This is a genomic window from Paenibacillus sp. FSL H8-0048, from assembly GCF_038002825.1.
GTDB lineage: Bacteria > Bacillota > Bacilli > Paenibacillales > Paenibacillaceae > Paenibacillus_AQ.
This window is the reverse complement of record NZ_JBBODF010000001.1, coordinates 2,242,752-2,268,685: the sequence shown is the minus strand read 5'-3', so window position 1 is coordinate 2,268,685 and position 25,934 is coordinate 2,242,752. Positions and strand designations below refer to the sequence as shown.

Below are 25,934 nucleotides of genomic sequence, written 5' to 3'. Positions count from 1 at the left end.
TTAGCTTTGGGGCAGTTTTTATGAAAGGAGCAATTCTCATGAAGTATACGATTCAGGCTCAGGTGTCTCCCAAGCATATCTACCCGTCTACGCTGCGGCTGGGCGGAACCAGTCCCTCAGGGGATGAGCTCAGCTTCACGAATTATTATATGGAGCGCAGCGGCAAGCCTTATTTCGCCATCTGCGGCGAGTTTCATTATTCCCGTTATCCTGAGGCAGACTGGGAGAGCGAAATCCGCAAGCTGAAGGTGTCGGGAATCAATGTGGTTGCGACCTATATTTTCTGGAATCATCACGAAGAGCTGGAAGGCGTGTTCGAATGGGCGGGCAACCGGAATCTCCGGCGGTTCGTGGAGCTATGCCGGGATAATGGCCTATACGTCATCCTGCGTGTAGGTCCGTTCTGCCATGGCGAGGTCCGTAACGGCGGATTGCCGGACTGGCTGTTCGGGCGCGAATTCGCGGTCCGCTCCAATGATGAGGGCTACCTGAAGTATGTGGACCGCCTGTTCCGGGAGATTGGTACTCAGGCCGACGGGCAGATGTTCAAGGATGGCGGCCCGGTGATCGGTATCCAGCTGGAGAATGAGCTGAATGCTGCGGCTGCACTCTGGGAAGAAACTGCTAAGCAGGGGGACGAATATCTCAGCGGCGGAGTAAGCGGCGAAGCGGGATCAGAGCATATGCGTCTGCTTAAGAAGTATGCGGTGGATTCCGGTCTGATTGCTCCGATCTATACCAGCACCGGCTGGGGCGAAGCACCGTTTCTGGAAGATGAGGTGCTTCCGCTATATGGCGGGTATGCTTATACTCCATGGAGCATCAGTGATCCGAATCAGGTCCAGAAGCCGACGCCGGAATACGTATTCGTGAACTTTCATGATGAGCAGGCGCCGGGCGGTGAATTCAATCCGCCGTATCCGCGGACGAAATACCCGTTCGCCTGCTGCGAAATGGGCGGAGGGATGCAGACCTGGTATCTGTCCCGGTTCCAGGTCGAGCCGGAAAGTGTCATCGCCATGACCCTAATGAAGCTTGCCGGCGGCTGCAACTTCATCGGGTATTATATGTTCCACGGCGGAACGAATCCGGTGGGAAGAACGGGATACCTGAACGAGAGCACTACGCCGAAGCTGACCTATGACTTTCAGGCGCCGATTGGTGAATTCGGCCAGATCCGCGAGTCGAATCATCTGCTTCGTCCGCTGCATTATTTCCTGCGCCGGTTCGCAGACCGGCTGGCACCGATGGCGACTGTGCTGCCCGAGGGGGCACAAGCTGTTACGCCGGAGGATGCGCATACGCTGCGTTATGCCGTCCGCACGGATGGCAAGTCCGGGTTCCTGTTCGTCAATAATTATCAGGACCATGTGGACATGGATACGCATGAAGAGGTTGTGTTCGCTGTGGAGCTGGAAGAAGAAACGGTAAGCTTCCCGCAGCGGAGCCAGCTAACCGTTCAGTCCAAGGCTTCCTTCCTGCTGCCGTTCAACTTCGCGCTGGATGGTCTGAATCTTAAATTCGCCACAGCCCAGCCTGTTACGGCTGCTGAAACAGAGGAAGCAGCGGTCTACTTCTTCTCGATGCCGGAGGGTGTCGACGGTGAGTTCCAGATCGATGCAGCTTCCGGCATTCTTGATGTGACTGTGGATGCCGGGAACGTAGCAGAGAACGGCGGCTACAATGTGCTGATTCCGCATGAGCAATCTTCTATGATTGTGATTCGGCGGGACGGAGCCAGAGAAGTCCGTATCTATGCCATGAGCGCTCGTGAAGCTTCGACCTTGTGGGAGCTTGAGGAGAACGGCCACAGCCGCATCATCTTCTCACCGGTTCCTCCGGTTCAGACCCCTGGCGGGATGGAATTCATCAGCCAGGGGCAGCATGCATTCACCTTCCGTGAATACACGGGCGGAACCGAGGCGGCAATGCAATGGAATACCGCACAGGCGGATGCAACGGTCAGCGGACGACAGGATGGCTGGTTCCAGGCTTATGAAGTACAGGTACCGCAGAAGGAAGCCGCCGTTACCATGCGCCGGATTCAGGACCACAAGGTTGTCCTCCAGTTGCCTGAGGATATCCTCGAGAGTACGGAAGAAGTACTGCTGAGCATCGACTATACAGGAAATGTAGGCTACGCCTTCGCTGCCGGACAGCTGTTCCACGACCACTTCTATAACGGCCTGCCGTGGGAAATCGGCCTGTCGCGGTTCCGGGAGGTGCTGCGCCGGGGTGAGATCGTACTGGAGACCACGCCGCGCCGCACCGGTGCCGTCAAGCTGGCCGACGATGCCGCCATGGCGGTGGAGAAGGTGTTCGAGGGCGAAGCCGTAGCCGTGTTCCGTAGTGTGACCGCTACTCCGGTGTACCGGATCGGATTAACCAGATAATGATAATGTAAGAAGGAAGCACTGTCCAGGAAGCTCCGCTGGATGGTGCTTTTTTTTGTTATACAGATAGAACTTGAAACCATACTGAAAGGGAAAAGTGGCGGAGGAGTACAAGTATGATCTATTTAGTACATTTTGTGAGATTTTTATAAGTGCATTAAGTTAGAATGATAACATCGATGATTTGTACTGGAGGCTGTTTGTGAGAAAGGTAAATATCCGCAGGCTTGCGGGAGTCAGCATATTTTTCTTGATTGTCTTTTCTTTAATCTTCATGATCTTCTCACTGACCCGTCCTCCTCAAAGCGAGGTAAGAGTGGAGAAGGGAGTACTGGATCTGTCCAATTGGAATCTTAAGCACCAGGGAGTCGTGAATTTGGATGGTGAATGGGAGTTCTATCCGGATGAGCTGCTGAGCCCTGCGGATTTCCGGCTAGGCAAGTATGATTCACCGCCTGACTATTTGAAGGTTCCCGGCACCTGGCGCGGTAAGAACCCGGAAGGCGGGATGAGCCGCAAGGGTTCAGGTACTTACCGCCTGCAGGTATTGCTGAAGGATACCGATGAAATACTCGGCTTGAAAACAAGAAGCATCCGCATGGCCCACCGTCTGTTTATCGGTGGACAGGAGGAGGAGGGCAGCGGTCTTCCTTCCACGGACCAAAGCGTGTTTCAACCCGGAAACACACCCTATTCGGTATTTTTTCATCCGGATGCCCGCAAGCTTGAGGTTGTGATCCAAGTCTCTAACTATAATTTTGTCACCGGAGGAATTGTGAACTCCCTCACGCTTGGGGCACAAGAGGACATCACCCGGCGCAATATGGTACAGATTGGTGCGGATATCGGAGTCATTTTGATCTTGGCTATGTTCGGTGCCTATCACCTGAGCTTCTATTTTATTGGCCGCCAAGAGAAGGAGTATCTGCTTAGCGGATTTTTCTTATTATTTCTGGCCTTGCAGAACTCCTTGTACGGGGAAAAGGTGTTTCAGCGTCTCCTGCCGTCTGTTCCCTTTGATTTTTCATATAAGCTGCTGGATGTCAGCCACTTTCTTAGCGCGATACTGATTATTATGTTCTTTTGTACCGTAGAGTCGCACCTGATGTCGCTGCGCAGGCTGAAGCTGATTCTTACCCCGTTTATGGCTTATCTTGTGATGGTTGTGCTTTTGCCGTACGGGGTGCATATTCGTATGAAATATATCTTCATATTTTATCTCTGGATCGTTATGCTCGGCATTGTAGCGAGAATGGTTTATTTATATATCCGCAGGCAGAGCCAGGTGGCAGACCGTGCGGAGCTGATGCTGTTCATTGGCGGAGCCATTTCTCTGATGATCTATCTGATGAATGACGGCCTCTATTCCGAGAATGTGGTGCAGAGTAATTTTACAGGAAGATGCGGAGTCATTGCCTTTATCGTGCTCATTAATGTCCTGTTGGCTGTAAGGTTCTCGAATGCCTACGCCAAAACAGAGATTCTATCCCGTAAGCTATGGACAGCGAACCAGCTTAAGGATGAATTCCTGATGAACACCTCTCATGAGATCAAGACACCGCTGCATGGAATTATGAATATGACCTCCTTTTTACTGGAAAATAAGGAAGAGAATCTGCATCCAGGCCAGAAGCAGAACCTGTGGCTAATTAAGGATACATCCACGAAGCTGTCGATGCTGATCCAGGATCTGATCGATGTCAGCCGGCTGAGGCACGGAGAGCTGCGGCTCCACCAGACCGCTGTTGATCTTAGAGTGGCTGTCCAAATCGTATACGATATTCTCCGCTTCGAGCTGGCGGGCAAAGAGGTGCAGCTGCTCAATCAGGTGGAAGCTGGTACTTGGGTACTCGCGGATGAGAGCAGACTGCGGCAGGTGATGTATAACCTGGTTCATAACGCGATCAAGCATACCAGTCACGGATCGATTCAGATTTCAGCAAGAGCAGCCGGGAGTGAGGTCTTCATTGAAGTGGAGGACACCGGCACGGGGATATCGGAAGAGAACCATGCGGCGGTCTTTGAATATTTCGGGCAGGTGGACAGGCTGCTGCCGCAGGATGGATATACCGGAATGGGGGTAGGGCTGTATATCAGCAGGAAGCTGGTGGAGCGGATGGGTGGTGTGATTCGGGTGGCCTGGTCCGAGAAGGGCAAGGGAACCCGCATGGTATTTACGCTGCCCGTAGCGGACCCTATTCCAGAATATCAACAGACCGCTGAACCTTACGCGCTGCATACCGATGTTGATTATACGGTGCATGATGTACTGGACCGGGAAGGGCAGACCATTCTGATTGTAGACGATGAGGCCTCCAACATCCATACACTGCTGAATATTCTCCGCCGTCATGATTATAATGTGCTGGTAGCCTTCTCCGCCAAGGAGGCGTTGGCCAAACTGCAGGAATACCAGCAAGTGGACCTTGTCATTCTGGATATCATGATGCCCGGTACATCAGGCATTGAATTATGCCAATCCCTGCGCAGCCGTCATTCTATACTAGATCTGCCGATATTGTTCGCCACCGTCAAGGATGCGCCTTCCGATATTGCGCTGGGCTTCCGGGCCGGGGCCAATGATTTTGTAACCAAGCCCTTTGAGAGCGAGACGCTGATGGCCCGGATTCATAACCTGCTGGCCATGAAATCGTCGATCCAGGAAGCGATCCGGCATGAGCATGCGTTCCATCAAGCCCAGATCAAGCCGCATTTCCTGTATAATGCGATGAGCAGTATCATCTCATTCTGTTATACCGATGGCGTCAAGGCAGCTTATCTGTTAACCATGCTCAGCCAATATATGCGCTTTATTCTGGATATGGACCGCTCCACACTCGTCATTCCTGTATACCGGGAGCTGGAGCTGATTCAAGCCTATGTGGAAATTGAACAAGCCCGCTTCGGGGAGAGGTTCGACTATAGCAGCCAGGTGGATGATTCATTGAAGGCGGTGATTATCCCTTCCCTCTGCATTCAGCCGTTTATTGAGAATGCCATCCGTCATGGACTGTTCGAGAAGGAGGGGCAAGGCAAGGTTGCCTTAAGGATTCAGGCTGGTGACGGATACATGAAGATCTTAGTCGAAGATGATGGTGTCGGCATTCCCGCTGATCTGTTATGTACATTGAACAGTCGCGGAGAGCTGCAAGGAAGCATTGGTATTCAGAATATCCGCAAGCGTCTGGATACAATTCCGGGAGCGAGCTTAAGCATTCATTCGCAAGCAGGAAGCGGGACGAAGGTTACGATCTATCTGCCGCTCAGCGGCTCCGGGCAAGGGGCTGCAGAGGATTAGGAGTAAATATGATTCTGCGTGAAGGAGGGGGCGTCCATGTTTCGCACGATGATCGTTGAGGATGAACGGCCAATTCTGGATTTAATGAAGGTACTGGTTGGCCAAAATAGCAATTATAGCATTGTTGGAGCTTTTACGAATCCGGTAGAGGCCTTGGCGAAGCTGCAGGAGCTGCAACCGGATATCGTGTTCATTGATGTGGAAATGCCGCGGATGAACGGGCTGCAGCTAGCAGTGCATATCCATGAACAGCTGGGTCAGGCAGAGATTGTGTTCACTACGGCTTATAAGGATTATGCGCTTGAAGCATTCGAAGTAAGTGCACTTGATTATATTCTCAAGCCTGTCACGCCGCAAGCGATTCAGCGGGTCACCGGGCGGCTGTTCAAGCACCGGACGACCCTCGCTCCTGCAGAGACCCTCAAGTCCAGCTTCTCTGTCCGCTGCTTCGGTGACTTTGAAGTCCTTAATCCGGAGGGACTCCCGGTTCACTTCCGAACCCGCCGGACCGAGGAATTGTTCGCTTATCTTCTGTGCCACCCTGGACGGTATATCAGCAAGTGGAAGCTCATTGATTTGTTGTGGCAGGATGCGAAGGGAGAGCGGGGATTATCCAATCTGCATAATACCCTGTACCTGTTAAAAAAGGTCCTGAAAGAGAACGGAATTCCGATGAGCATACAGAAGCTTAATGACGGCTACAGGCTGGACACGGCAAATAAACAATATGATCTCCTGCTGTATCATCAACTGCAGCAGGTTCACAGTGAGGGCAGACTGACTACAGAACAAGCCGAAGAGCTCTGTTCGCTCTATCAGGGGCCGCTGCTGGAAGGCAAGAATTACTTATGGAAGATCCCGTTAGAGGAAGCCTGCTTCAAGCAATATACAGCTTTGATTCGGGAATTGGCGGCGGCTGAGCTTGCGGCTGGAAATGGCGCAGCAGCGGAATTGCGTCTTGAGCAATACTTATCGCTGCATCCGCTGGAGGAGGAAATGAGCCGCTTCCTGATCAGTATGTATAGAGAACGCGGCGCATTGGAGAATATCAACAGACTGTATGAGCAGTTTGAAGCTGCCTGTAAGAATGAGCTGGGACTTGAGCTAACGCCGGAAATCAAGAATGAATGGCTGCAGGCTCATTAGGGCCCACAGCAAAAATAAAAGGCGTCCTATGTAGCCGTTACGGCTTATAGGACGCCTTTTATTAGGGTGCTAACAGGGATCAGCCCTTAACCGCCCCCGCGACAACACCCTTCACAATGTATTTCTGCAGGAAGATAAAGACCACGATCGATGGAAGCACCGCCATTACCATAGCGGTCATGGCATACTGCCAGTCCGAGGTATACTGGCCCACGAAGGTGTAAGCGGCCAGCGTTAACGTCTTCGTCTCAGGTGAACCGTTGACCATCAATAGCGGGAGCAGGAAGTCATTCCAGATCCACATGACATCGATGATGATAATGGTCGTGGTGACCGATTTCAGCAGCGGGAAGATCACGCTGAAGAACAGGCGGAAGCCGGAAGCGCCGTCAATTGTCGCACTCTCGTCGATCTCTGTAGGGATGCCCTTGACGAAGCCGTGATAGATGAACACTGCCAGCGGAGCACCGAAACCCCAATACAGGAGACCCAGTCCCCAGGTGCTCTCTGACAGGTTGAGGTTCTTGGCGGTCTGGAGGACCGTCAGCATGATCGACTGGAACGGGATCAGCATCGGCATAATGCACAGGAAATACAGGACACCGCTCCATCTGGTTTTGGTCCGGGCCAGCTTATAGGCGGCGATGGAGGAGATGAATACGATACCGAGCAGGCCGACACCGGTAATAATAAAGTTGTTCAGGAACAGCCGCGGATAGTTGATGAACTCCCAGACATAGGCGTAATTGCTGAAGGTCAGCTTCTGCGGCAGGGCGATGACATCGGTCATGACCTCGCCGAAGCTTTTGAGCGAGTTGATAATCGTCAGGAACAGCGGATACAGGAACAGCAGAGACAAGAGGATCAGAATAACCTCCAGGATGATCTTGCCTGCCTTGCCACGGTTGGTTGTCATTAGGCCTCTACCTCTCTCCGTTTGAAGACGGTTAGCTGGATAATCGTTACGGCAAGCACGGCAAGGAACAGAATGAGCGCTTTGGCTGTACCGTAGCCGTACAGGTTGTTCTGGAATGTATCCCGGTAGATATCATACGCGATACTATAGGTAGTTCCACCGGGGCCGCCGCCGGTCAGCGACAGAATGACATCGAAAACTTTGATCGAATTAGTGAGCGCCATGAACACAGAGATGGTAATCGATGGGGCAAGCAGCGGCAGCGTAATGCTGAAGAATTTTCTCAGCGGTCCGGCTCCGTCTACTGTAGCAGCTTCCTTGAGATCCTCAGGCACAGACTGCAGACCGGCAATGTAGATGACCAGATAGAACCCGATCGACTGCCAGATGGATACGCCAAGGATGGAGATGAAGGCCAGTCCCGGTGTCCCGAGCCAGCTTAGATCAAAGATTGCCCAGCCGGTGCTCTCGCCCAGCGAGTTGAAGCCCTGCATGAAGATGAACTTCCAGATGAAGCCGACAATGACCAGACTGAGGATATAAGGGATGAAGAAGGCCGCTCTCAGCCAAGAGGTGCTTCTTAGTTTCATGTCCAGCAGCACCGCCAGCAGAATCGCCAGCACGTTGACTATGATAATGTAGAGCACCGCGTATTTAATCGTGAACCAGGCGGCATGGGAGAAGTTGGTATCGCCGGAGAAGATCTGCTTGAAGTTATCCAGCCCGATGAACTTGGGGTGCTTGGAGATCCCGTTCCACTTGGTCATCGAATAGCGGATGGTCATCGCGAAGGGAATATAGAAGGCTACAGCGATACAGATCAGAACCGGGAGAGTGAAGATTCCGAATTCGAATTTCTCGCGCCATCTTTTGCCGGGTGTTTTTAACATGGATGCACCTCTTCTTGAGTTATAGGGTGGGAGAATAAGGCCTGGCTTGCCACACTTAACCATTCCGGTTAGTCTATATTGTGTATTATAGAGCAGACCCTTATCGTCAAAAATGGATTTAAGAGTACAGTTAAGGGTAAAAAGGTGAACGGACTGCGGAGGCCGGAAAACCCCAAAACCGGCAGCGGGGAGAGCGGAGAGCATCATGAGAAAAGTGTGGGTTAAGCTGATCGGACCTTTGCTGGCGCGGGTATCCCGCCGCCTGGCTAATAAGCTGATTCTGTTATTTACGATTATCATCATCCTGGTGGTCAGTTCACTCACCTACATATCCTATAGCATGCTGCAGCGGGAATCGGTCGATAACAGCATTGCCAGTACAGGCAATAACCTGCTTCTGGTCGGACGGAATCTGGAGAGCTACCTGAGCGGGATTGAGCAGTTGTCTCTGCCGCAGATCTCCTATGATGAGTTCAATTATGCGCTTTTGCATGAATCGGAAGACTACAGCTCCCGGATGTACGTGGAGGATTATCTGCGGAATTTGTATTTTTCGCGCAATGATCTGGAGGCTGTATACCTCTATGTAATCAAGGAGCAGAAGTATTATTATGTCACTAAGGAGAACTATAACATCACCGTCCGGGTATCCGAGCATCCGCCTATTAATGACCTGCCGTGGTATAAGCGGGCACTTAAGAGTCCGTATAACCGTTCCTATCAGTCGTTCGTGGAGGAACAGCCGGCCAGCGTGAACAGCGCCGATTACCCCGTTAACCGGGACAAGGTGTTCATGGGCTATCACCGGCTGATCCGCTCCATCGTGTCACGCGAGCCGCAGGCAGTGTTATCGCTATATTTGAACTCCTCCGTGACCGATGAGATTATGCGGGATATCCCGTTCAGCACCGGAGAGCATTTGATGTATATCAGCCCGGACGGCGAGCCCTTCAAGGTGGATGACAAGGAGTTCTACCGGGAGAGCAAGGAGGCGGGGCTGGTGAACCTGCTGACACCGGAGCAGAAGGGGCGCGTAACCTGGCCCGGCAAGGGGCAGAAATACCTCGTAATCTACGATATCAGCCAAAAGGAGGGCTGGAAGCTCGTCAAGCCGATTCCTTACACCCAAATCTATGAGGCGGCGACAACGACGCGAACGTTAAGTGTGGCGATTGGCCTGCTGTTCCTGATCGTCTCTGTGGTGCTGGTCAGCTTCACCTCGAACCGGATTACCCACCCGCTGAAGAATCTGTCGCTCCAGATGCAGCGGTTCAGTACGGGGAGCTTCGATGCGCAAGCTACGGTTGCGGGCAAGGATGAGATCGCCTACCTGTCTCGCCATTTCAACAAGATGGTCGAGAGGACGAATGAGCTGATCAATGAACGCTATAAAATGAAAATCGTTGAAAAGAACGCCGTCCTGAAAGCGCTGGAGGCCGAGATTAATCCCCATTTCCTGTACAATGCGCTCCAGGCGATCTCAACGAAGGCCCTCAAGAACAACAACGATGATATTGTCGAGATGGTGGACAACCTGGCCCTGACCCTGCGATACTGCATTAGCGGCAAGGATGTGGTGCAGGCAAGGGAGGAGCTGCGGCATATCGAACGTTATCTGGCGCTGCAGAAGGCGCGGTTCGGGAGCCGGATGCAGGTGGTGTACGCCTGGGATGAGAGCCTGATGGAGCTGAGAATCCCCAAGCTGTCGCTCCAGACCCTGGTGGAGAACTGTATCAAGCATGCGCTGGAAAAGGTATCAAGTACGGTTACCATCACCATTGAGGCGCATATCACCGGCACACACAGCGTCATCTCTGTGCTGGATGACGGTCCGGGCATCAGCGGAGAACGGCTGGAGCAGGTGCTGAATTCACTTCAGATGCAGTGGGAGGACCGCGCAGCGGACACGGACGAGGAGGACGGCATGGAGAGTATCGGGCTGAAGAATCTGAACACCCGGCTGAAGCTTTTGTATGGAGATGAGTCAGGTCTGGTCATTCATAGCACGGAGCAGGGAACACGAATGGAGATGCGGCTGCCGCGGGGAGGAGTGGGACAACATGTATAGAGTGCTGATTATTGATGATGAGGAGCCGCTGCGCGAAGCGATCCATATCCTGGGGGATTGGGAGGGCCTTGGTGTCAGCGAGGTGCGGGAGGCGACAGACGGGAAGGCGGGCCTTGAGCTGCTGCGCCGTGAGCGGTTCGATCTGGTGCTGGTGGATATGAAAATGCCGGAGCTGGGCGGAGCCGAGCTGCTGCAGATAGCCGAGCAGGAATTCCCGGACCTGCTGCTGATTGTGATCAGCGGCTATAATGATTTCGAGTATACGCGCCAGGCCATCCGCTCGAAGGTGGTGGATTACCTGCTGAAGCCGGTGAACCGCACAGATCTTAACCATGCGCTGCGCAAGGCGGTGGGGGTGCTGGAGGCCAAGCGGAAGCGGGAGAGCGAGTTCATCAGCCGCAATATTACGCTCAATATGTCGCTGCCGAAGCTGAAGGAGAAGATGTATCTGTCCATCATTGACCGGAGCTTCAAGACCCAGTCCAATGAGGCCTTTCTCCCGCTGATCGGGGTGGACGGGGGAGCCAGCCATTTCGCTGTCGGCCTGCTGCGGATGCTTAATCTGGAGCAGGTACGTAAGGAAAGATTCCACGGGGACCGGGATCTGCTGCAATTTGCCGTAACGAATGTCATGAACGAGAACACGGACGGGCAGTTCGAGTCGTTCAGCTTCGCCAGCCCCAAGGGGGAGCGCGAGTTCATTGCCATCTTCACTATGAAGGGCGGTTATGAAGCAGATGCGGCCTTCCTGTCGCTGCACCATATGAAGAAAGCAGCCTCTACCTTGAAGGAGCTGTTCGGAATCCTCTGTGCAGGCGGAATCGGGGAGCCTTGCCGCGATTCGCTCAGTATTGCCGCCTCCTATGAGCAGGCCAAAGCCTCACTGGATATGGTTGACCTGCTCAGCCTGAGGGGCAGCCTGATTGTGCAGGGCAATGTGATGAATCCCGCAGCGAAGGATATTCCCTCCCTGACCGGGCGGATGCCGCAGATCCGCAGCGCGCTGGAGAGCGGGAATGTGAACCATGCCCGCAGCATCCTCAGTGAGTTCATCCGCAAATGCCAAGAGACGGAAGGGTTCACGCTCGGGGAGGCGGACCGTACGCTGCAGGGCTTTATTTTGCTGCTGGGTGAGATTGCTGCAGAGCTGGATGCTATGCCGCCGCAGACCCGCAGCGGGAAGGACAGCAGCCTGTTATCCCTGGGCATTCTTAGCGACTTTGCCTCCTTTGAGCAGTTTGCGGGCGTGCTTAACGATATCTTCGACCGTTATGCGGGCGAGATCAGCCGGACAGTAGCCGGAGACCGCAGCAGTGTGCTGGAGAATATTAAGGCGTATATTGATAACCATTATTTCGAGGACATTAAGATATCGATGTTCACGGAACAATATTTCCTGAGCAGAGAGTATCTGATGAAGCTCTTTAAGGGACAATACGGCTACGGCATTCACGAGTATGTGCAAAAGGTAAGGATGGACAAAGCCACAGCACTGCTGGCCGATCCCGCCCTCAAAATTCAGGATATCTCTGAAATGCTGGGATACAAGGACAAGAACTATTTCAGCAAGGCATTCCGCAATTACTATGATTGCTCCCCTTCTGAATTCCGGCTGCGGCTGCCAGGGGTAGAAAAGTGAAACGGTTACATGGACACTTTTTTACCCTCAGAAGTTCACTTATGTACCTTCTTATCCTTTTTCTTTTTATTTAGAATGATGAGCAAGACCACAAGATGCATAAGGAAAAAGGGGGCAACATCATGTTAAAACGATTCATGGCATTATCTGCGAGTCTGCTGCTGGTGGGCGGACTGCTGGCCGGCTGCGGCGGAAATAACACTAATAATGCCGCTAACAACACGGGTGGAACAGCCGGGGCGGGCAATACACCAACGGATTCCGCCAAGCCCGTCACGATTAATATGTTCACCGCCTCTCCCGAATACACGGATGCCTTCAATGCTTATATTGCGGAATACAAGAAGGTGAAGCCGAATGTTACGATCAATCTGGAGATCATGCAGGCAGACTACAATACGGTGCTGAAATCCAAGATCGCCGCCGGCAGCACACCGGATGTGTTCCAGACCACGGCGGGCGGGGATATCGATACGTTTGCCGAATACAGCGCTGACTTGACCAATGAGCCGCTGGCCGCAGCGATGACGGATGCCGTCCGCTCGAACATGAGCTCTACCGATGGCAAAGTCCTCGGACTGCCGGTGAAGGGCAACCTGTTCGTCCTTATGTACAACAAGAAGCTGCTGGCGGATGCCGGCATCACGCAAGTGCCTAAGACAACTGCTGAAATGGAGGATGCGATCACCAAGCTTGAAGCCAAGGGCATCACACCCTTCGCCAACGCCTACAAAGAGTGGTGGGTATGGAAGCATATCTTCCAGCACTTCGTAGACGCCGCAGCGACCGATGCCGGAACCGATGCCAAGACGCTCGTAGCGGACTTCATTGCCGGGAAGACGACCTTCAAGGATCATCCGGTGCTGAGCGATAACTTCTTCAGCTTCATTGATACAACGGTTAAGCACGGAACCGACAAGCCGCTTGAACGCGACAGCAATGCTGAGGTCAGTGATTTTGCCCTGGGCAAAACAGCATTCATGACCGGTAAAGGCGCGTGGGATGAAGAAGCGATTAAGAAAATCACCCCTGACTTTGACCTCGGCATCGCCGGGTACCCTGTCAGTGACAAACCGGAGCAGTCCCAGATTATCACCGGTGCCGACCAGGCACTGCGGATCAATAAGGATTCTGCGGTAGCAGCGGAAACGGTTGAGTTCTTCAACTGGCTGTATACTTCCGACTACGGGAAAAGCTGGTTCTCTAACGTAGCGAAGGTTATACCTCCAATCAAGGATGCTCCGATGCCTGACCTGCAAATGCCTAAGGAAATGGAAGAAATCCTGAAGACGGAGAAATCCGGCGACCTGTCGGTGAACTATTCCCTGGATACGTTCCACCAGAAATTCGGTGAGCTGATGCAGGCTTATATCGGCGGCAGCAAGACGAAGGATCAGGCGATTGATGAAATTCAGAAGGCCTGGATTCAATTCGGGTCTGCGGAATAAAAATAAGGATTAATGATGGCCTCTGAGGATTGCTGAGAGGCCATCTTTCTATGTAACGCGGATTGTTAGGCGGGGGAGGGTGTAAGTGGCTGGACGTAACTGCGTGAGCTTTGGATTTCCGGCCGCTGCCGCTCCTCCAATTCCAAACCTCCCTCCGTTACTTCGCCACTTACACGAGCACCGCTGGAAATCAGCAGTTACGAACAGAAGAGATGGCCTCAATATCAGGTGAGGCAGAAAACCAAGAAACCAAGAAACCGAGGACAACATTATCTGTCAGGAGGCCAAATACACATGGACAGCAGGCTAATAGACATAGCCGAGAACGGGCTTTATCTTACGATTGAAATTACCGGGGAGCAGGATGTGCGGCTGCTGCATTTTGGCGCAGCGCCGCTGGAAGCCGGGAGCATAGAAGAGAAGCATAAGGCAAGCTTCCGGCTGCTGGAGCTGCAGCTGTCAGGGGAAGACCGGGCGGAATATCACGGGCGGACACACCGCGCATCCTATCCGGGATTACGGATGGTGTATGACGGGCATAGGGACACGGTGAATCCGCTGGGCCGGAAGCTGGAGCTTACGTTGGCTGACCCGCTGACAGGTGTGAAGGCGGTACAGCATTATCAGTTCTATACCGGTGTGCAGATTGTACGTTCCTGGACAGTGGTGAGTAATGACGGTGACACAGAAGCGGCTGTGGAGTATATCTCTTCATTCGCACTCACTGGAGTAGACAAAGAGGGCAGCGGCGACCGAAATGATAAGATTGAAGTTAGTATTGCTCACAGCGGGTGGCAGAGCGAGCTGCAATGGAAGAGCTACAGTCTTCCAGAGCTGGGCATGTCCCATCTCGCCGACCGTGGCTCGAAGCGGATTGCCGCCAGCAATACCGGGTCCTGGTCAGCGGCAGAGCTGCTGCCAATGGCCGTACTGCACAACCAGGAGAGCGGGAGCAGCCTGTTCTGGCAGATTGAACATAACGGCTCCTGGCATTGGGAGCTGACGGATCAGGCCGATCAGCTTACACTTCTGGTCAGCGGGCCTACGGAGCATGACAACCACTGGTGGCTGAAGCTTGCCCCCGGTGAAGTGTTCACCTCCGTGCCGGTGGCCGCAGGTGTAGTAGAGGGCGGGTTCGGCGAAGCGGCAGAGCAGCTTACGGCATACCGGCGGCTGATCCGCAGACCGAATGAGGATAATGCGCTGCTGCGGGTGATTTTCAACGATTACATGAATTGTCTGTGGGGAAGCCCGACAACGGAGAAGCTTCTGCCGCTGATTGATGCTGCTGCCGAAGTCGGCTGTGAATACTTCTGCATCGACGCAGGCTGGTATGCTCCCGGTGAATGGTGGGACGGGGTCGGGGAGTGGGAGCCTTCGGCTGAGCGCTTCCCGGAAGGCATCAGGTATGTGCTGGATGTGATCCGCAGCAAGGGGATGATTCCGGGTCTGTGGCTGGAGCTGGAGGTGATGGGCATCAACAGTCCAAAGCTTGCGGAGACCGATGACAGCTGGTTCTTCATGCGCCATGGCAAGCGGGTCAAGGACCGCAGCCGTTATCAGCTCGATTACCGTAATCCGGAGGTCATCAAGCATGCCGACAGCGTGATTGCCCGGCTGGTTGAGGAATACGGCGTCGGATATATCAAGATGGACTATAACATCAATGCAGGTATTGGCACGGAGACGGAGGCAGACAGCTTTGGAGACGGCCTGTTGCAGCATAACCGCGCGTATCTGGCCTGGCTGGACAGCATCTTCGCCCGTTATCCGCAGCTCGTCATTGAGAACTGCTCCAGCGGCGGGATGCGGATGGATTACGCCATGCTCAGCCGCCACAGCATCCAGTCCACCAGTGACCAGGAGGATTATGTGAAGTATGCTGCCATTGCCGCAGGCTCTCCGGCTGCACTGACTCCCGAGCAATCGGCGGTCTGGTCGTATCCGCTGCGCGAAGGCGACGATGAAGAGGTCATTTTCAATATGGTTAACTCGCTGCTGCTTCGCGTGCACCAGAGCGGCCATCTGGCCGAGCTAACGCCAAGGCGCCGGGCGCTGGTGAAGGAGGCGCTGGATTATTACAAGTCTATCCGTGCCTGCATTCCGCAAGCCTTCGCCTTCTGGCCGCTCGGTCTGCCGGATAGTGGAGGGGAATGGGTCAGCTTCGGCCTGCGCCATGGAGATATCCGCTATATTGCTGTATGGCGGATTGCCGGAGAAGCGGCTGGAGTCACGCTGCCCGTTCCTGAGCTGAGGGGCCGTGAGGCGGAGGCGCGGTGTGCGTATCCTGAGGCACACGGTTCGGAGTGGAGCTGGAACGCTGCGGAAGGCAGATTGACCGTTACGCTGCCCGCCGGCAAGACTGCGAGGCTCTTCGAGCTTCGTTCCTAGGGTCAGCTTCACGTGCCAAGGAGAGGTTGAACAGCTGATACGGGGGCATTTGTATACAAGAAGGGGTATTTCTGCACCGGGGGACGGCTGCTGAAATACCCCTTCTTGCTACTTGATGAAGCTTAGGCTTTTCAGCAGCAGACGGCGGGTGTAATAAAAGGACAAGAGAAGGAGGAACGCGAGAACCAGGCTGAAGGGCAAGCTGAGAAAGGCCGGGACCGAATAGGAGGGGGGCAGATTCATCCCTATGGCACTGACTCCGAAGGTCCGCAGTATTCCCGCTATTGGAGCGATGATGGCACAGATGAAGCTCCCGGCCGTCCAGACGCCCAGTACGGGCAATGCAAAGAGGAGGACGAATCCTTTTGCCAGATAGTTCAGCAGGTTGGGCATTGCACCAGAGGAAGAAGTTTTCATGTCGTGTACCTCCATCGTTATGTATTTATCTGAATAATCTTGCCTATCCGGGAAAGGGGATGAATGGTCAGCGTGTCCCGGTAACGGATCTCCCGGATGGAGCATCCCGGTCCGAGTGTAACATTCTGTCCGCACACAAGGTCTGCATGCGTCCGGTACAGGGTGAGATCAGCCCCTTCAATGGTCTCGCAGCGCAGCTTGCGGAAAGGGCTGAGCGGAACAGGGAGCAGCCTTGAGGAGGGAGACACGATAATATCACCTTCAGAGGTCATGTGTCTGATCTTGCACAAGGCCCCCAGCTTGAGACGGATGGTGCCCCTGCAGGACAAGCGGTCTATACGAACGCAGCCCTCAGCCTTGAATTCTTCTCCGGCAGCCTCACCGGTGACAGACAGGTATCCATTGGACGTGATGCTCACGCCCTTGAGTTCATTAACGCGAAGACTGCCGAAGCTGCTCAGCTCCTGCGTGTTGCAAGACAACCCTATGGAGCATTCTCCTCTAAGCCTCAGGCGCGCTGTGGTCAAGCTCCCGCTGACATGCAGGTGGCCCAGCACCTCCACATGGGAGGCGTCCAGATCTCCCCGGCAGATTCGGGAGCCATTGATTTTAAGAGGTTTATCGGGCGCAGGTGTCGGGTTCAGTGCAGACATAGGTTTATTCACCGCCATTTTAATATTTTAGTATCTATAATATATATTAAATGAAATATTTAATCAATATGTTATCAACCGCAACAATCAGGTTTCGCCTGAATTGCGGCTCGTACAACAAAAAAACTGCACTTCCCTAAGGGAAATGCAGTTTGTCCGTATATTAGGAAACTATAGTTTCTCGCAAGCTGGCACATGGACCGAATGTATGTGAAAAACAGTATACATTGTGCTCGCAAACAAGTATAGCCCCCGGTGTTACTCTAACATTCCGCCCACCAGCTCATCAATTCGCTGGAGGGCCACCGAGATTTTGCTGAGGTCAGTGAGTGCAAAGGTGTCAAACAGAGAAAGGATGTGCTGCTTGCCTGGTCCGGTGAGAATAATATTGACGACTCTGCGATCTTCCTTCGTGCGCAGTCTCTCGATGTATCCCAGATCCTCCAGCTTATCGCACATGAACGAAGCGGCTCCCGGCGTAATGACTAGCCGCTCTGAGATATCCGTAATGTTAAGAGAGCCGGTGAGCTGCAGCAGGAACAACAGCATGATCTGATTCTGTGAGAGGGACCCTTTTTTCGTAATCCGGTCTATGAACGCCTGTGACTTCTGCTGCACACTGGCCATATGCTCCATGACGGTATAGACGGCTTTCTCTTTCTCAGCTTCTTTGCTCATGGAAACACTCCAATATAGTATATTACGTAAAATATATAGATTGTATATCTTTCTTGTCAAGTAAAGGAAGAGCATAGTTCCAAAGGAGCAGCCGTAAGCTAAGAGGAGAACCGCATCAGCCATGCCCCCGCAGAATATCGGGCAAAAATTGAATGAAAAGAATAAAATGGATATAAAACGGTTTCGGTTATAGATTTGTCGAAAAAACTCTAAACTTTGTCGAATTTTTTGTCGATAAATATCAAAAGATGTAGAAATAAAATTGACAGGAAAGAAATAGCACTTTACAATGCAATTATAGAGTAATCATTTCTACTTATTAGAAGCTTTGATAGCTTTTAACACGCAATGATGATCCAAGTGTTATTTCAAGGGAGGATGCATAATGATGAAAGCAACTGGCATAGTAAGAAAAGTAGATGAACTGGGACGTATTGTGATTCCGATTGAGCTTCGCAGAACAATGGGAATTGACATAAAGGATCCGCTCGAAATTTTTGTGGACGGCGAAAAGATCATTCTCAGAAAATATGAACCTACTTGCATCTTCTCCGGAAGCTCCGAGAACCTGATCAACTTCAAGGGTAAAATGGTCAGCAAAGATGTTCTCGATGAACTGATCTCAAGCTTCGACAACGTATAAGTTAAGGCTCTGAGGCAGTATGCAGTATGAACAGAAGGGATCGCGGTGTAAGCACTCCATGTGTTTGCACTGTGGTCCCTTTCTCTAATTAGGGGTTCGTAGACAACATCAGCTGCTTCCTATATCATTAGGTCGTGTGACCGAAGAACAATGGGAAGGGATGATTCACCTCATGAGCAACGAAGAACAGACACAGGCGGGGAACAGACCGCTGCCGAACTTAAACCAGCCGGAAGCCATCGTATTTGATATGGATGGTACGCTGTTCCAGACAGAAAGCCTGTTATTGCCCGCCTATCATAAAATGTTCGATATCCTGCGGGAAGAAGGCCTGCATTCCGGCCCGACTCCGCCCGAGGAGCGCATCTTGGGCAGTCTGGGCATGCTGCTTGCAGATATCTGGAAGAACGTAATGCCGGAAGCGGATGAGGCGGTGCACCGCCGGGCGGATGAGCTGCTCCTGCAGCTGGAGATTGAGGGGCTGGAAGCCGGAGGGACGGTCCTGTACCCTAAGGTAGTTGAGACGCTGCGTGCCCTGCATGCGCGCGGAGTGAAGCTGTTCGTCGCCAGCAACGGGCTGGAGGATTATATTCATAGCATAGTAGTCGTGCACGGGCTGAAGGACCTGTTCGAGGGGCTGTACAGCGCAGGCGGCTCGGGCACGGCAACCAAGACCGAGCTACTCGGCCTTCTGCTGGACAATCACAAGATTGGCAGCGCCTGGATGGTCGGGGACCGTTCCTCCGATGTAGAGGCGGGCAAGGGCAACGGACAGACCGTTATCGGCTGTGCCTATGCCGGCTTCGGGCGGCAGGATGAGCTGAAGGGCTCGGATGTCATTATCTCATCGTTCGATGAACTGATTGCGTTGTGTGATAACAGCGTTGCTGCTGAGCTGTAATCCGGCGTACCTGGAATAAGCAAGGAGTAAGCTAGGAGTGAGCTTTACTACTGGGAAGAAACTTTAATAAGGTAGGCAATGTCCGCCCTCGCCCGATCTTTTATAAGGGTGAGGGCGGTTTTTCCTGTTAGAGGTCAATTCCTGCACATAATGCAACATACCTTCTCCTTGAGAGACTACAATCGGCAAATGTTGCACAAAAAGCAGGATTACTCTGCATTTAAGTAACTTAACGTTGAGTTTCCTGCATTTCCTGCAACAATTCTGCCGCACACTCTGGTATCTGGATGGCTAAGTTGCACTTTCTGCAACACTTTCAGTTTGCCTTCGGCATCCGCACCTCACCTCACCCCACCCCTCACTAGCTCACAGCTCACCCAACTAATCTACTCTAAACTAGTTAACAAACCTACTTTGCTCCTCAGCGGGCGAGCTCCCCATAACCCCAATCACTACAGAAACCAATCGGATAATCCTTCTACCGGCTCGTAATAACATACATAAGTGCTTTGGATCACTGGGCGCATAAAGCCTTTACGGACCAACTCCTGCAGCTGTTTACGCGCTGTCCGAAAGCTCACATCGTATTGGAGCATCACATCTTTGGGGCGTAAGCCCTTCTTTTGACTCCAGGATAGTCTTAGGATCTCTCGTTCCAGCGGTAAGAGAGACTGCCCGGACGGGTTACGGAGCAAGGCAGGGGTAATGACCATTTGCAGCAGCATCCTGCAGATTTCCGGGCGGTTCTGTACATCATCGAAGGAGAAATGGATGATTCTCCAGCCCATTCCGCTCAAGAATGTATCACGGTTAAGCGAGTAACTGAATTTCTCCCGGTCCATATCCTTTACATGGCTCTGATAACCGTCACATTCCAGACCGAATTTCCCGTAGGAGGGGAGAAAGGCGACATCCAGAAACTGTGATTTACGGTTCCAGTCATAGATTTCATATTCAGGGTGCAGGTCATCCAGGTTGCCGAATAGCGGCCACCAGACATTGCGCAGCATCAGCTTCTCAGCATACTGGTGTCCCCGTGACAGCCGGCCTCTGCGCTCCCCTGATCGGATTGACAAATGCCGGTCCAATAGCAGCTGATGCGCTTTTTCAAACTCCATATGTATTCCCCCTTCATATTGACAAAAAAAGAACGCCCCTCTGCCAGCGATGGCTTGGGACGCTCTTCGTCTGAGTTAATTATACGCTGGCACCTGCGCAGGTGGCAATAAATGGTTTATCGATGTCTGGACATTACCCGTTTATTCGTAATCTATAACAGCCGCCAAAAGGATATTTCCTCCCAGATCGTTTATACTGAGTTTACATACATAACGTAATTTAGTATCTGCACACGCAAGTGCAGAGATGGAGGTTTGTGCGATTGGAATTATTTGAGTATATTTTGTTGATGCTGGCAGCCGTGTCGCTGTCTAATCTGGTGAACCGCTTCATCCCCTCGCTCTCCGTGCCGATTATTCAGATTGCACTGGGCATGGCCTTGACCTGGCTGCCCCTGCATTTCGAGCTGGAGCTGAACCCGGAGCTGTTCCTGTTATTATTCATTGCCCCCTTGCTGTTCAATGACGGCAGGCTTGCCGATAAAGTGGCCTTATGGAAGCTGAAAAAGCCGATATTGCTGCTGGCACTGGGGCTGGTTTTTCTAACGGTAGGGGTGCTGGGATATTTCCTGCACTGGCTGCTGCCGGTATTGCCTCTGGCGGCTGCGTTCGCGCTGGCGGCGGCACTGGCTCCTACGGATGCGATTGCTGTGGGCGCACTGGAGCAAAAAGTGAAAATTCCCCATCAGACGATGCAAATTCTCGAAGGAGAATCGTTGATTAACGACGCATCGGGTCTGGTATCCTTTCAATTTGCAGTCGCGGCTATGGTTACAGGTGCCTTCTCTTTCAAAACGGCCAGTCTGAGCTTTATCTCCATTTCGCTTGGCGGTGTGGTGCTGGGCCTTGTGCTCACGCTCATTAAATACGGGATCGTCCGCTGGCTGCGCAGGCTGGGGATGGAGAATGTCACGTTACATATGCTGATTGAGATCCTGACGCCGTTTGCTATTTTTATGGCTGCTGAGGAGCTCGGGGTTAATGGCATTCTGGCAGTGGTCAGTGCAGGGATCGCCCATTCCTTCAGCTACAAGCAGATGAATCCTGAGGTAGCCAAGCTGAGCGTCGTGTCCAAAAGTACCTGGGCGGTCATTATCTTTGTCCTGAACGGTCTGGTGTTCCTGCTCCTCGGTACCCAACTGCCGGAGATTATTAAGACGGTCTGGAACAATCCGGATATAGGCAATGTCCAGGTTATCCTGTATACCTTGCTATTAACCGCTGCTGTCCTCGGTCTGAGGCTGATCTGGATGCTGGTCATGGATATTCCCGAAGGCGAGGAGCCGCGCGGACCCTGGAAGCTGGAATTCAAAAAGGCGCTCATTCTCACGTTGTCGGGGGTTCGAGGTACGATTACCCTGGCGAGTACGATGTCACTGCCGTTTTTCCTGGATGACGGCTCTTACTTTCCCGCGCGAGACCTGATTATTTTCCTGGCGGCGGGTGTCATTCTGTGGACCCTGCTGGCGTCTAACTTTCTGCTGCCGCTGCTGCTTGGCTCAGCTCATGAAGCGGAGCATAATGCTGAGGAGGCCGAGGCCAAAATCGAAATTCTGCGCAACGTAGTTGCCGGATTGCAAGAGCAGGCGACAGATCAGTCCCAGTCCCGGATGGCTTTGAATCATTTGACCGGCACCTACAATGCCAGAATCCGCCTGCTGAAGAAGAATGATGACGCTGAGGAAATGGAACGGAAGCTTGGGGTGACAGCGCTCAAGTGGCAGCGGGAATACATCATGCAGGCGCTCAAGCAGCACGAGGTGAACCCGTACACGGCCTACCGCTATCTGAACAGGCTGAATCGGCAGTTGTTCGTATACACCCGTGATCCGCAATACAAGAATGACCTGATTCCATTCAAAAGCTGGGAAGAAATCACAGGTGTCATCCAGCAGGTCCGCTTAAACGCGCAGGAGCGGCGTGAGGAATCGAACCGGCTGCAGTCCGGGATTTTCGCTTACGTGCTTGAACAGCTGAGAGAGCTGCAGAATACGGGGGAGATGGAGCCTGAAGTAATCAGCTCCCTGATTCTTCGTTATGAGCGGGGGCGGCTCAGACTGACCCGTCAGGAGTCTATCTCTGCTACGAAGCGGGAGTTCGAAGAGTCGCTGCACGAGCTGTCCCGCGCGGGGATTCAGCTGGAGCGTGACAACATTCAGCTGATGTTCGAGGCCGGACGGATCTCCAGAGCTAGCATGAAGGAAATGAAACGTGATATTCTGTTCATGGAGCATGATCTGCGGGAAGAAATGGGCTGAATGCCATCTACAAGGAGCTGAATCTATAGTATGAACAATAAAATAGTAGCGGCTGCCTGTGCAGTTATTGCAGCGCTGGGAATCTACCTGTACACGGGAAGCGGGGGAACGAAGACAACGGAGGTTGCCACGACTCCGGGCAGCGGCCAGTCTGCCAGTCAGGACATCAAGCAAATGGTCGCTGACTTCAGCTCACGCACCTTAACGGCGGAGTCCGCTTCGATTACCTCGACCCAGCTGATCGTGGACAACGGCGGTTCTAACGAAGCAGTCTATGGGCTGCCGGAGGATGAATTTTTCTTATCGGTCGCTCCTTATCTGGACAAGACGCATCCCTGTGCCACCCACAGCCTGACCGGCTGCCAGGGAGAGATGGTTGGCCAATCCTTTGGGGTAACGGTCGAAGACGCGGACGGTAAGGAGATCATGAACCAGACCGTCAAATCCCAGCCGAACGGCTTCATCGACCTATGGCTGCCGCGTGATCAGAACTACAAGCTGACCATTACTCATGAGGGCAAAGAGGCTACGTCCGAGATCTCCACGTTTGAGAGTGACGATACCTGTCTTACAAGTATGCAGCTCAGTTAAAGGTTGGCAGGCCTGATTCTGCCTAAGCCGTTTTTTTGCCCGGATCAAGGGGGGAGAAAACGGCTTTTCGGCATGCCGCAATATACATAAATGATGAAGAGGAACCGATAATTTGGTAGGAAGGGAAAATTTTCAAAACGAAGAATTCATAATCGCGGAGGAGATCCATTGAGCGAGAAGATGTATCTTAGGATGAAAGCAATAGCACAGGTTGCATTGGTTGTTATCTTACATTTAGGGATAATCACCTTTTTGAGAATAAAAACGGAGGAGTGGCAGGAAGTAGAGGGAATGGAAATGGTATTGACCTATTGTGCTCCTGTATTCCTGCTCTACGCAACTTGTATCCGGTCGTTGAAAATAAAGAAGCTCAGGTACAATCTGATTTGGTTCCTGATCAGTCTACTTCCCAGTGTTGCTATTCTGTTTAAATTAAAAGAGGCTGCAGGCGCTGAGCCTAGCGAATCTGCATTTATTGTATTTCATTTTGAACAGGGTTATTTGGAATTAATGTGGTTCTTTCCCGTTGTCTATTCGGTCATTCAGTTACTCCTGTGGGCCTCCATGTGGTTTATGATATTATCCAAAGAGTAACGATGGACGTCAGGCTCCCCGCACCCCAGCCATAATGAAATCCTTGAATTGCCGGTCCGCTGCCCGGTCTTCCTCCGTAACGGCACCGCCCCGCTGATGGGACAGAATAACAGCTTTTTGTAAATACATGAAATACAGGTGGGTCGACTTCTGCAGAAGATCCAGCCACTTTTTTTGATGCTCAGGAGCCACCGCTGCGGTCTCAAGGTTTATGTACCGGGAATACCAGACCTCCATAGCTCGCTTGAAATCAGGCAACTCCGCCGGATTCTTGGACAGGGTGCTGTAATACACTCCAAAAAGAGCATCATAATAGATCAACGCCTCTTCATGCTCTCTAAGCGCCAGATATTGATCCAGTATCTTCTCCAGGGATTGAACAGGCCGGGCAAAATCAAAATCAAACAACAGCCGGCCAAACATCCGCTCCAGATTATCCACATAGAGCTCGGCAGCTAAATCTTCCTTATCCTTATAATGGAGGTACAGTGTGCGGCGGGAGACACCGGCTTGTCCGGCGATCTGTGTCATATCCGTGCGTTCGATCCCCTGAGCACAGAATAGGCCCAGCGCGGCCTCCTTAATGAGCTCTTTAGTCATTTGCATTTGCTTTTCACGTAAATTCAATGATTCTCTCTCCTGTCTTCCTGCTAAAATATTGCGGCTGGACCTACTCCTGAGCGGTTGCCGGAGCCTCCAAAAACTCACTGCCTACCGAATAGCGCTTCTGCTGATTGACCGCATCCCCCAGCCACTTCACCAGCTTCACACCATCCTGCTCCGCCTGATAAAAGGTCTCCCGGGTGGAAAAAGTGTGCGGGGTCGTCCCGTTCTCGGCATTCAGCCCGTAATCCGTCAGATAGTAATAATAATCAGGGACCGTTGCAGCTAGAGCAGCTACCGACTGCCGCATTTCCTCTGACCACGCTTTAATAAGCTTCTGGTCCCGTGGACCACTGTAGTCGTTAATCTTGTTCTGGAAGTGAATCAGAATCTCATCATATACCGAGTAGGCTTGTAAAAGCACTGTACCTGCTGGCAGCAGCCGGCCATTCGCCCGAAAAGCAGCCCCGATGATATCTGCCTCCGGCTCGTATCCGAAGCTTTTAACGAAATCCGAGTTCCATTCCTGCTTCATCACATTCGGCCACTTGTCTGACTTCAGGAAGGAGCTGTCCGCATACTGAAAGATCTCAGAATCCCGGTAATGTGAAGCAATCTCGGGCGCCCAGAAGGCTGACCCGAATCCGCCGGCGCTCTCTCCTGCAATCAGCAGCTTATCGGGCTTAGCCACGTTCGCATAGATCCAGTCAAGGCTGCTTCTCACATTAGTACGCCCGTTATACCGCATGGTGAAGGTGCTGCCGTCCTCCCGTGGATACGTAACAGTGCGGTTACCAATGTGGAAGTCACCTGTGGAATAAGGGAGGTAGACCACATTCCAGCCGTGAAAAGGATTATCCGGGTTGTCCGTATCCATCATCCCACCCAGCAAAGTCAGCATATAGAACGGAATGTCAGCGAAATAGTTGCCTGTATCTCCGCCTTTAATAAAGTTCATAAGTTTAATGGGGTGGGCAGCGCTCCGGGCATCCCAGCTGACCCCGCCGCCGGAAAAGAAGATGATCCAGTTGTTGCTCTCACCGCTCTTCGTCCAGATGAAATACTCCGATCCATCACTGGAAACGGTATTCCCGCCCAGCTTCACCTTATTCCACTCGTATGGCTTCGCTTCTGCGATGACAGGGGTTGTAGTGACCGGTCTTTGGATTACAAAAGCGTTGACCGCAAGAACAGCAATCCCAATCAGGCTCAGTAACCCTATCCCTGTGATTAACGTGATTCGCTTTATTTTTCGCATGTCATCGCTCCTTTGATTGGAGTATACAATA

At 52.4% G+C, this 25,934-nt stretch carries 20 protein-coding genes; 12 read left to right on the top strand and 8 right to left on the bottom strand.

Features of this window, described 5'->3' with window-relative positions:
- Positions 1-38 precede the first annotated feature (38 nt).
- From NSU18_RS09865 to NSU18_RS09855, 3 genes are all read left to right on the top strand, one after another.
- Positions 39-2,393, top strand: a complete 2,355-nt coding sequence (locus tag NSU18_RS09865; protein WP_341148895.1) for a beta-galactosidase — start codon at positions 39-41, stop codon at positions 2,391-2,393.
- A gap of 202 nt (positions 2,394-2,595) precedes the next feature.
- A complete protein-coding gene (locus NSU18_RS09860) occupies positions 2,596-5,691 on the top strand; it encodes a hybrid sensor histidine kinase/response regulator (RefSeq protein ID WP_341148894.1) in 3,096 nt (1,031 codons plus the stop codon).
- 36 nt (positions 5,692-5,727) lie between these two features.
- The gene (locus tag NSU18_RS09855) at positions 5,728-6,837 is read left to right on the top strand and encodes a response regulator (RefSeq protein WP_341020103.1); all 1,110 of its coding nucleotides are present in this window, start codon (positions 5,728-5,730) and stop codon (positions 6,835-6,837) included.
- Positions 6,838-6,916: 79 nt separating this feature from the next.
- Here NSU18_RS09855 and NSU18_RS09850 read toward each other — a convergent pair whose 3' ends face one another.
- Both NSU18_RS09850 and NSU18_RS09845 read right to left on the bottom strand, forming a co-directional pair.
- Positions 6,917-7,753 (bottom strand): carbohydrate ABC transporter permease, encoded by an 837-nt coding sequence (locus tag NSU18_RS09850; protein WP_341020104.1) that lies wholly within the window; start codon positions 7,751-7,753, stop codon positions 6,917-6,919.
- Positions 7,753-8,643 carry a carbohydrate ABC transporter permease gene (locus NSU18_RS09845; RefSeq protein ID WP_341020106.1) on the bottom strand — a complete coding sequence of 297 codons (891 nt, stop codon included), beginning with the start codon at positions 8,641-8,643 and terminating at the stop codon, positions 7,753-7,755. The genes NSU18_RS09850 and NSU18_RS09845 overlap by 1 nt, the downstream gene beginning before the upstream one ends.
- 205 nt (positions 8,644-8,848) lie before the next feature.
- Here NSU18_RS09845 and NSU18_RS09840 point away from each other — a divergent pair, with 205 nt between their 5' ends.
- From NSU18_RS09840 to NSU18_RS09825, 4 genes are all read left to right on the top strand, one after another.
- A complete protein-coding gene (locus NSU18_RS09840) occupies positions 8,849-10,711 on the top strand; it encodes a cache domain-containing sensor histidine kinase (protein ID WP_341020108.1) in 1,863 nt (620 codons plus the stop codon).
- Positions 10,704-12,350, top strand: coding sequence for a response regulator transcription factor (locus tag NSU18_RS09835; protein WP_341020109.1), 1,647 nt, complete (start codon positions 10,704-10,706; stop codon positions 12,348-12,350). The genes NSU18_RS09840 and NSU18_RS09835 overlap by 8 nt, the downstream gene beginning before the upstream one ends.
- A gap of 122 nt (positions 12,351-12,472) precedes the next feature.
- Positions 12,473-13,798, top strand: coding sequence for an ABC transporter substrate-binding protein (locus NSU18_RS09830; RefSeq protein WP_341020112.1), 1,326 nt, complete (start codon positions 12,473-12,475; stop codon positions 13,796-13,798).
- Between the two features lie 294 nt (positions 13,799-14,092).
- Positions 14,093-16,189, top strand: a complete 2,097-nt coding sequence (locus NSU18_RS09825; protein ID WP_341148893.1) for a glycoside hydrolase family 36 protein — start codon at positions 14,093-14,095, stop codon at positions 16,187-16,189.
- Positions 16,190-16,297: 108 nt separating this feature from the next.
- On the opposite strand, the gene NSU18_RS09820 is transcribed toward NSU18_RS09825, so the two are convergent.
- From NSU18_RS09820 to NSU18_RS09810, 3 genes are all read right to left on the bottom strand, one after another.
- A complete protein-coding gene (locus NSU18_RS09820) occupies positions 16,298-16,606 on the bottom strand; it encodes a hypothetical protein (protein ID WP_341020116.1) in 309 nt (102 codons plus the stop codon).
- Positions 16,607-16,623: 17 nt separating this feature from the next.
- Complete coding sequence (locus tag NSU18_RS09815) at positions 16,624-17,259, bottom strand: hypothetical protein (RefSeq protein ID WP_341020117.1); 636 nt, start codon at positions 17,257-17,259, stop codon at positions 16,624-16,626.
- A gap of 258 nt (positions 17,260-17,517) precedes the next feature.
- Positions 17,518-17,937: a MarR family winged helix-turn-helix transcriptional regulator gene (locus tag NSU18_RS09810; RefSeq protein ID WP_341020118.1), complete on the bottom strand. Its 420-nt coding sequence runs from the start codon at positions 17,935-17,937 to the stop codon at positions 17,518-17,520.
- Between the two features lie 385 nt (positions 17,938-18,322).
- Between NSU18_RS09810 and NSU18_RS09805 the strand changes: the two genes are divergently transcribed.
- Complete coding sequence (locus NSU18_RS09805) at positions 18,323-18,580, top strand: AbrB/MazE/SpoVT family DNA-binding domain-containing protein (RefSeq protein ID WP_036721536.1); 258 nt, start codon at positions 18,323-18,325, stop codon at positions 18,578-18,580.
- Between the two features lie 172 nt (positions 18,581-18,752).
- Positions 18,753-19,481 carry an HAD family hydrolase gene (locus NSU18_RS09800; RefSeq protein ID WP_341148892.1) on the top strand — a complete coding sequence of 243 codons (729 nt, stop codon included), beginning with the start codon at positions 18,753-18,755 and terminating at the stop codon, positions 19,479-19,481.
- A 452-nt stretch (positions 19,482-19,933) separates the two neighbouring features.
- Here NSU18_RS09800 and NSU18_RS09795 read toward each other — a convergent pair whose 3' ends face one another.
- On the bottom strand, positions 19,934-20,599 hold the full coding sequence (locus tag NSU18_RS09795) for a hypothetical protein (protein WP_341020120.1): 666 nt from the start codon (positions 20,597-20,599) through the stop codon (positions 19,934-19,936).
- 263 nt (positions 20,600-20,862) lie between these two features.
- Here NSU18_RS09795 and NSU18_RS09790 point away from each other — a divergent pair, with 263 nt between their 5' ends.
- The 3 genes from NSU18_RS09790 (at position 20,863) to NSU18_RS09780 (ending at position 24,042) form a co-directional block, all read left to right on the top strand.
- Positions 20,863-22,857, top strand: coding sequence for a Na+/H+ antiporter (locus tag NSU18_RS09790; protein ID WP_341148891.1), 1,995 nt, complete (start codon positions 20,863-20,865; stop codon positions 22,855-22,857).
- Between the two features lie 30 nt (positions 22,858-22,887).
- Complete coding sequence (locus NSU18_RS09785) at positions 22,888-23,448, top strand: CueP family metal-binding protein (protein ID WP_341020123.1); 561 nt, start codon at positions 22,888-22,890, stop codon at positions 23,446-23,448.
- Between the two features lie 168 nt (positions 23,449-23,616).
- The gene (locus NSU18_RS09780) at positions 23,617-24,042 is read left to right on the top strand and encodes a hypothetical protein (protein WP_341148890.1); all 426 of its coding nucleotides are present in this window, start codon (positions 23,617-23,619) and stop codon (positions 24,040-24,042) included.
- 9 nt (positions 24,043-24,051) lie between these two features.
- Here the strand turns inward: NSU18_RS09780 and NSU18_RS09775 are convergent, their stop codons facing one another.
- Positions 24,052-24,642: a TetR/AcrR family transcriptional regulator gene (locus NSU18_RS09775; RefSeq protein WP_341148889.1), complete on the bottom strand. Its 591-nt coding sequence runs from the start codon at positions 24,640-24,642 to the stop codon at positions 24,052-24,054.
- Between the two features lie 70 nt (positions 24,643-24,712).
- Positions 24,713-25,903: a pectin acetylesterase-family hydrolase gene (locus NSU18_RS09770; protein WP_341148888.1), complete on the bottom strand. Its 1,191-nt coding sequence runs from the start codon at positions 25,901-25,903 to the stop codon at positions 24,713-24,715.
- Positions 25,904-25,934 lie beyond the last annotated feature (31 nt).